The organism is Haloferula sp. (genome assembly GCF_049672945.1).
In the GTDB taxonomy this organism is placed as follows: Bacteria; Verrucomicrobiota; Verrucomicrobiia; order Verrucomicrobiales; family Akkermansiaceae; genus Haloferula.
In genome coordinates this window covers 1-5514 of record NZ_JBATWY010000105.1, presented here as the reverse complement: position 1 = coordinate 5514, position 5514 = coordinate 1, and the positions used below count along the sequence as shown (strand labels likewise).

The window sequence follows — 5514 nt, the reverse complement described above, 5'->3', positions numbered from 1 at the left end:
CTGGCCTTCCCGCTTGGAGCAACTCGACGGCTTGCGATTTGAATTCGGCGGTGTATCGCCGACGTGACTTTTGCTTCATGGACATGGATTCTGGAGGTTGGTGGTCCAGAAATCCAGCTCACCTCAGATGTCGTCCCATCCGGACACATCGAAGCCGGGTTTGAAGAAATCAATGGGGCGGGCGTCCGGGTTACCGACGTGGTGGAACTTCCACGTGCCATCAAGGACCTGGCACCAGGGTGAGTCGAGGCTGGCGGGAGTCTTTGCGTCCGGCAGCAGGGTGGCGCGGGCTTCTTCCTTGTTGATGCGGAAGACCGCTTCGTTTTCCCAGTCGGGGGTGGCTGCGAGGAGGGTGCCGAGGGTCGGAAAAAGCCAGAGTGCGAAAGGAACTTTCATGAATTACTTGTGAAAGGCATCAGAGATTAGGACTTGCAGGGGGTATTGGCAAGAGAGCGCGCTGAAGGCGCGGGCCAGATATGGGAGTCCGTCGGTGGCAGCGCGGTTGTCGGCAAAAACGAAGGTGTGTCCTAAACACGAAATTTGCTTTTGGTGGGAGGAACTTGAAGTTGCCTTTGAAGCGGAGGGGAGGGGAGAGAATGGGGGTTGCGGGGAAAGAGGGGCTGAGATGGTGGTTTGGTTTGGCGGTTGTGGGGATTTCGGCAGGGAAAGTTCCTGATGCAGGCCCATTTTTTGCTCAAACCGGCAGATTTTAGCACGGTTTTCATGCCGCGAGAGCGCCAATTTCCAGTCCGCATGGAAGTGTTGGCGGAAGAGTTGATTCAGTGCCGGCCCACGGCCGGGGCACACATGTGAAAGGCACTCCAGTGGAGCGCCTTTGGGAAGCGATGATTTGCGAAGCACTTTTGAACCGCAGGAATTCTCAGATGAACTCGTTGAGAAGGTTCTCGAGGAGTTCCTGACGGCCGGAGGCAACAGCGGGTTCGCCGTTTTTCAGGGCCCAATCGCTGAGTGTTTTGAAGTCGGTGCCTCCTTCAATGACCGCGCCGATGCCGCCATCCCATGTCGAATAGCGGTTCCTGACGAAGTCACTGATGCGGCCGTCGGCGCGGATTGCTGCGGCGCTCTTCAGACCGCGGGCGAAGGCATCCATGCCGCCGATGTGGGCGTGGAAAAGGTCGATCGGTTCGTGCGACTCGCGACGACGTTTGGCGTCGAAGTTCAAGCCACCGGTAGTGAAGCCGCCCATTTCGAGCACCTTGAGCATCACCTGGGTGGTGCCGTAGATGTCGGATGGGAATTGGTCGGTGTCCCAACCGAGGAGTGTGTCGCCTTGGTTGGCGTCGATCGAGCCGAGGGCGTTCGCGCCGATGGCGACGGCGAGTTCGTGCTGCATGGTGTGGCCAGCGAGCGTGGCGTGGTTGGTCTCGATGTTCAGTTTGAAGTGATCCGTCAGGCCATACTCGCGCAGGAAGTTGAGGCAGGCTGCGGCGTCCGAATCGTACTGGTGAGTGGAGGGTTCGCGGGGTTTGGGTTCGATGTAAAACTGTCCGGTGAAGCCGATCGCCTTCTTGTAATCGACGGCCATGTGAAGCAGCGCGGCAAGGTGATCGAGTTCGCGCTTCATGTCGGTGTTGAGAAGCGTTGAGTAACCTTCGCGACCACCCCAGAAGGTGTAGCCTTCGCCACCGAGTTTGTGAGTGGCATCGATGGCGGCTTTCACTTGAGCGGCAGCATAGGCAAAGACCCGGGCGTCGGGTGAGGTGCCGGCGCCCTGAGAGTAGCGGGGGTGCGCGAAGAGGCAGGCGGTGCCCCAGAGGAGCTTGCGTCCGCTCGACTTCTGGAGTCCTTCGAGATGGTCGACGACCGCTTCGAGAGCGGCGTTGGATTTGGCGAGGTCGTTGAGCTCCGGAGCGATGTCGCGGTCGTGAAAGCAGTAATAGTCGATGTCGATCTTCTCGAGGAATTCGAAGAAGACCTCGGTGCGCTTCTTGGCGTTTTCGACGCTGTCGGATTGATCATCCCAGGGCATCAGGGCCGTCGGGCCGCCGAAGGGGTCGGAAAGACCACCGCGCATGCAGTGCCAGTAGGCGGCGCCGAAACGGAGATGCTCGCGCATGCTCTTACCCTCGACGAGTTCGTCAGGGTTGTAGTGTTTGAACGCGAGGGGATTTTTGGAATCGGGGCCTTCAAAGGCGATCTTGGGGACGTCTGGGAAGTAACTCATGGCCCTCTGGTTTATCGACGAATAGGGTCGGAGTCCAACATGCACTGCTGATGGAATGCGACATTTCAAATGTCGGCTTTTCCGTCGAGCGGGGAGACGGAGAGGATTTCCTGTTTGCTAGCGGATCGGAGCCGATTTCTTCGAGAAGAGGCCATATTTCGGGCCGAACAGCCAAGCCAGCAAAAACAGGAAGCCGAGGACCATGACGATGGCGGGACCGGCGCTCAGATTGAACTTGGCAGAGAGCAGGACGCCGGCGATTGCTCCGGTAGACCCGAGCAAGCCTCCGCCCCAGAAAAGCGCGGAGGTTTTATCGGTAAGCAGGGAGATGGTCGCGGCGGGTGCGACGAGCAGGCCGACCGAGAGGACGCAACCGACGGCTTGCAGGGAGGCGACGAGGGAGAGGACCAGCAGTCCGAAGACCAAGTACTGCATGGATCGTACTGGAACTCCCTGAGCGGCGGCGACATTGGGTTCGAAGAGGGTGAGAAGAATGGGTCGCATCAGGAGGTTGGCGACCAGCAGCGTGATGGCTCCGATGCCGAAGGTGACCCACAGGTCGGATTGGCCGACGGCGAGGATATCGCCGAAAAGCCAGTGCTCGAGTTCCTGGCGGGTTCCGAGCCGGGGAAGAATGGCGACGCCGGCGGCGAAGGCGGAGGTGTAAATGACGGCAAGTGCCGTGCCCTGTGAAACGCGGTTGCCGCGGGAGACCGCGACGGATCCCAGCCCGACGATCAGTGCGGCGAACAAGGCACCGAGGAAGGCGCTGACCTGAGTGAGGGCTCCGGCTACGACGATGCCCAGCGTGATGCCGGGAAGCATGGTGTGCGAAAGCGCACTCACCGAGAGTGCGTTTTTTCGCAGCACCACGAAGCCGCTGAAGAAGCCATTGGCGAAACCAATGATCAGTGCGGCGACGAGAGCGCGTTGGAAAAAAGGGTTGGAGACTAAGTCCACGTTAATGGGGTGGTTTGGGGGGCTTTGGGTGCAGTGAGGTGGGTGAGTGGTTTTGGCTTCTTGGGGTCAGGATTCAGGGGATAGGGATCAGCTAGAAGAAGACGCTCACGCGTTACCTTTTGCCTTTTGTCTTTTGTCTTTCTGACCCCTGCTCCCTGAATCCTGACCCCAAAAGGCCCGAAGCACCGTGCGACCAACTCGTTACCCATCATCATGCGAAGGTGGTGTCGAGGTTGGCTTCGGTAAGGATGTCTTTGGCAGGTCCGAAGGCGATTTGGTGGGTGGCGAGGAGCAGGGCTTCGTCGAAGAGGCTTGGAGCAGTGTTGAGGTCGTGGTGGGAGGCGATGACGAGACGGCCTTCGTGGGCGAGGCGTTCCAGCAAGTCCGCCAGTTGGGAGGAGGCACGGCGGTCGAGGCCGGTGAAAGGTTCGTCGAGAAGGAGGACGTGGGCTTCCTGGGCGATCGCCCGGGCGAGGAACGCGCGCTGTTGCTGTCCGCCGGAGAGTTCACGGATCTGGCGGTTCTGAAGCTCGTTCATTTCAAGGGTCTCAAGTGCCTGGTCGACGGCTTGGTGATCGGCGGCACTGAAGCGTGTGAACATGCCGGTCTGGGGATAGCGGCCCATTTCGACGAGGCCTCTAACAGTGATCGGGAATGACCAGTCGACTTCTTCGCGCTGGGGAAGGTAGGCGAATTCACGTGACCATTTTCTCACCGCGGTCTGGCGCCACAGGATGCTGCCGGATGAGCGGGGGACGAGTCCGGCGATGGCTTTGATCAAAGTGGATTTTCCCGCGCCGTTCGCTCCGATGAGCGCGACACGGTTGCCGCAGGAGGTGGCGAAGTTGACGTTATCGAGCGCGACGATGTTGCGGTATTGGACGCAGAGGTTCTCGACCACCAACTCGTGGTGGTGGTCGTGGTGGTCGCAGCAATCGTGGTGTGCTTCACTCATGCTCGTCGTGATGCAGGTGGAGTTCCCAAACGTCGGAGAGATCGCCGGTGGCGTCGAAGGTTTTGGTCTGGGTCGGGAAGCCATTGGGTTCGAGAACGAGTTTTGCGAAGCGTGGGGACGGGTCCTGATTCGCCCATTCGATATCGATGAAAAGAGTCGGGTGGCCTAGTTCAATGGGGAGGCTGCCGGAGATGGTTTGGGAACTGGCGTCGAAGGGGTAGGTCTGGCCGAGGCTTTCGAGGGTGACCGACTTGGCGGGGGCGGAAAGGGTCAGGACGAAGGGGGAGGTGACGCTTGTAAGATTGGCTTGGGGCTCCGAGGGAGTCGTTGTTTGGGCTCTATTGTCAGCGGGACGGCGGGAGCCAAGCGAGCTCAGTCCGATTCCTGCCACAATGAGTGTGATCAAGACGATGAGCGTGCGGATGAGCGGAGAACCTCGCATGGGCGGGATGGAACTTCACGCCGACAGGGTGCAGATGCAAGAGGTTTGCGTTAGGGGGGGGCGAGGGGTTCCTCCAATTTTATCCATGTCCATCCAATTAGCTCCATTTCTATGCGCCATTGGCGTATATTTCCGGGGCGGACGGCATTCAGCCGATTTATGAACGAAGAAGATTTCACCAAACTTCGCGAAAGTATCCGGCAGGCCGGGGAGGTCCGGCGAGGGAGGTGGAAGCCATCGAGGGTTTTCAAAGTTGAAGAGCCTGATCCGAAGGTGATTCGCGAGCGACTTGGTCTTTCTCAGTCGCGATTTGCGGCGATCATCGGAGTCAGTGTACGGACCCTCCAGAATTGGGAGCAGGGCAGGAGAGCGCCGGAAGGTCCGGCGAGAGCGCTTCTCCGTGTCGTTGACCGGGAGCCTCAGGCGGTGTTGAACGCGCTTCACGGTTAGTTGGCGATCTTCCGAGCGAAGCGCAGTATTCAATTCCTTTGTCCGCGACGCTAGCCCAACGGGCTTACGGATTTCAGCCCGGGGTTGGCGCGGCAACGCGGAGCCTACCCCGGGAAAAGTCATCCATGTTCCGGTTAGTTTGCAACCGATGTTCCCGGTTCATACCCCCTTTGCTGAAAACTAACTGATTGGCTGCTTGACAGCTGGTTTGAAGTCGTTGATAAAAACGAACCAGTTTCTACTTCGTGTTTTTTGTTCCGCGCGTCACCGCAAAGGTGCTCTGCCGGGTTGAATTGAAGGCATCCACCACTTCAATCTCAGTCATAAGAATACAATAATCACGCCACTCTCCTCCAGTCTTCGAGGTTTCCAATCAACCCTCGACTGACTTGTTTGCTAGCAGTCTGTCGGACTTAGACCAGTGACGAATTGGATAGCGGCTGCTATGCTCGGGGCATGGCAGCCAAGTTCGTCAATATCGACCACGATTCGCCCATGTTGTTGCCTCCCGACCTTCGGGAT

The 5514-nt window shown here is 58.7% G+C and carries 6 protein-coding genes; 1 reads left to right on the top strand and 5 read right to left on the bottom strand.

Features of this window, described 5'->3' with window-relative positions:
* Window positions 1-123 precede the first annotated feature (123 nt).
* The 5 genes from WBG04_RS09425 to WBG04_RS09405 form a co-directional block, all read right to left on the bottom strand.
* A complete protein-coding gene (locus WBG04_RS09425) occupies window positions 124-396 on the bottom strand; it encodes a hypothetical protein (protein ID WP_424314162.1) in 273 nt (90 codons plus the stop codon).
* Between the two features lie 484 nt (window positions 397-880).
* On the bottom strand, window positions 881-2185 hold the full coding sequence (gene xylA / locus WBG04_RS09420) for a xylose isomerase (RefSeq protein ID WP_424314161.1): 1305 nt from the start codon (window positions 2183-2185) through the stop codon (window positions 881-883).
* A gap of 117 nt (window positions 2186-2302) precedes the next feature.
* Window positions 2303-3145, bottom strand: coding sequence for a metal ABC transporter permease (locus WBG04_RS09415; protein ID WP_424314160.1), 843 nt, complete (start codon window positions 3143-3145; stop codon window positions 2303-2305).
* Between the two features lie 211 nt (window positions 3146-3356).
* A complete protein-coding gene (locus tag WBG04_RS09410) occupies window positions 3357-4100 on the bottom strand; it encodes a metal ABC transporter ATP-binding protein (RefSeq protein ID WP_424314159.1) in 744 nt (247 codons plus the stop codon).
* On the bottom strand, window positions 4093-4542 hold the full coding sequence (locus tag WBG04_RS09405; RefSeq protein WP_424314158.1) for a hypothetical protein: 450 nt from the start codon (window positions 4540-4542) through the stop codon (window positions 4093-4095). Before WBG04_RS09405 ends, WBG04_RS09410 begins: the two co-directional genes overlap by 8 nt.
* Before the next feature lie 159 nt (window positions 4543-4701).
* Here WBG04_RS09405 and nadS point away from each other — a divergent pair, with 159 nt between their 5' ends.
* The gene (nadS, locus tag WBG04_RS09400; protein ID WP_424314157.1) at window positions 4702-4992 is read left to right on the top strand and encodes a NadS family protein; all 291 of its coding nucleotides are present in this window, start codon (window positions 4702-4704) and stop codon (window positions 4990-4992) included.
* Window positions 4993-5514: the final 522 nt, after the last annotated feature.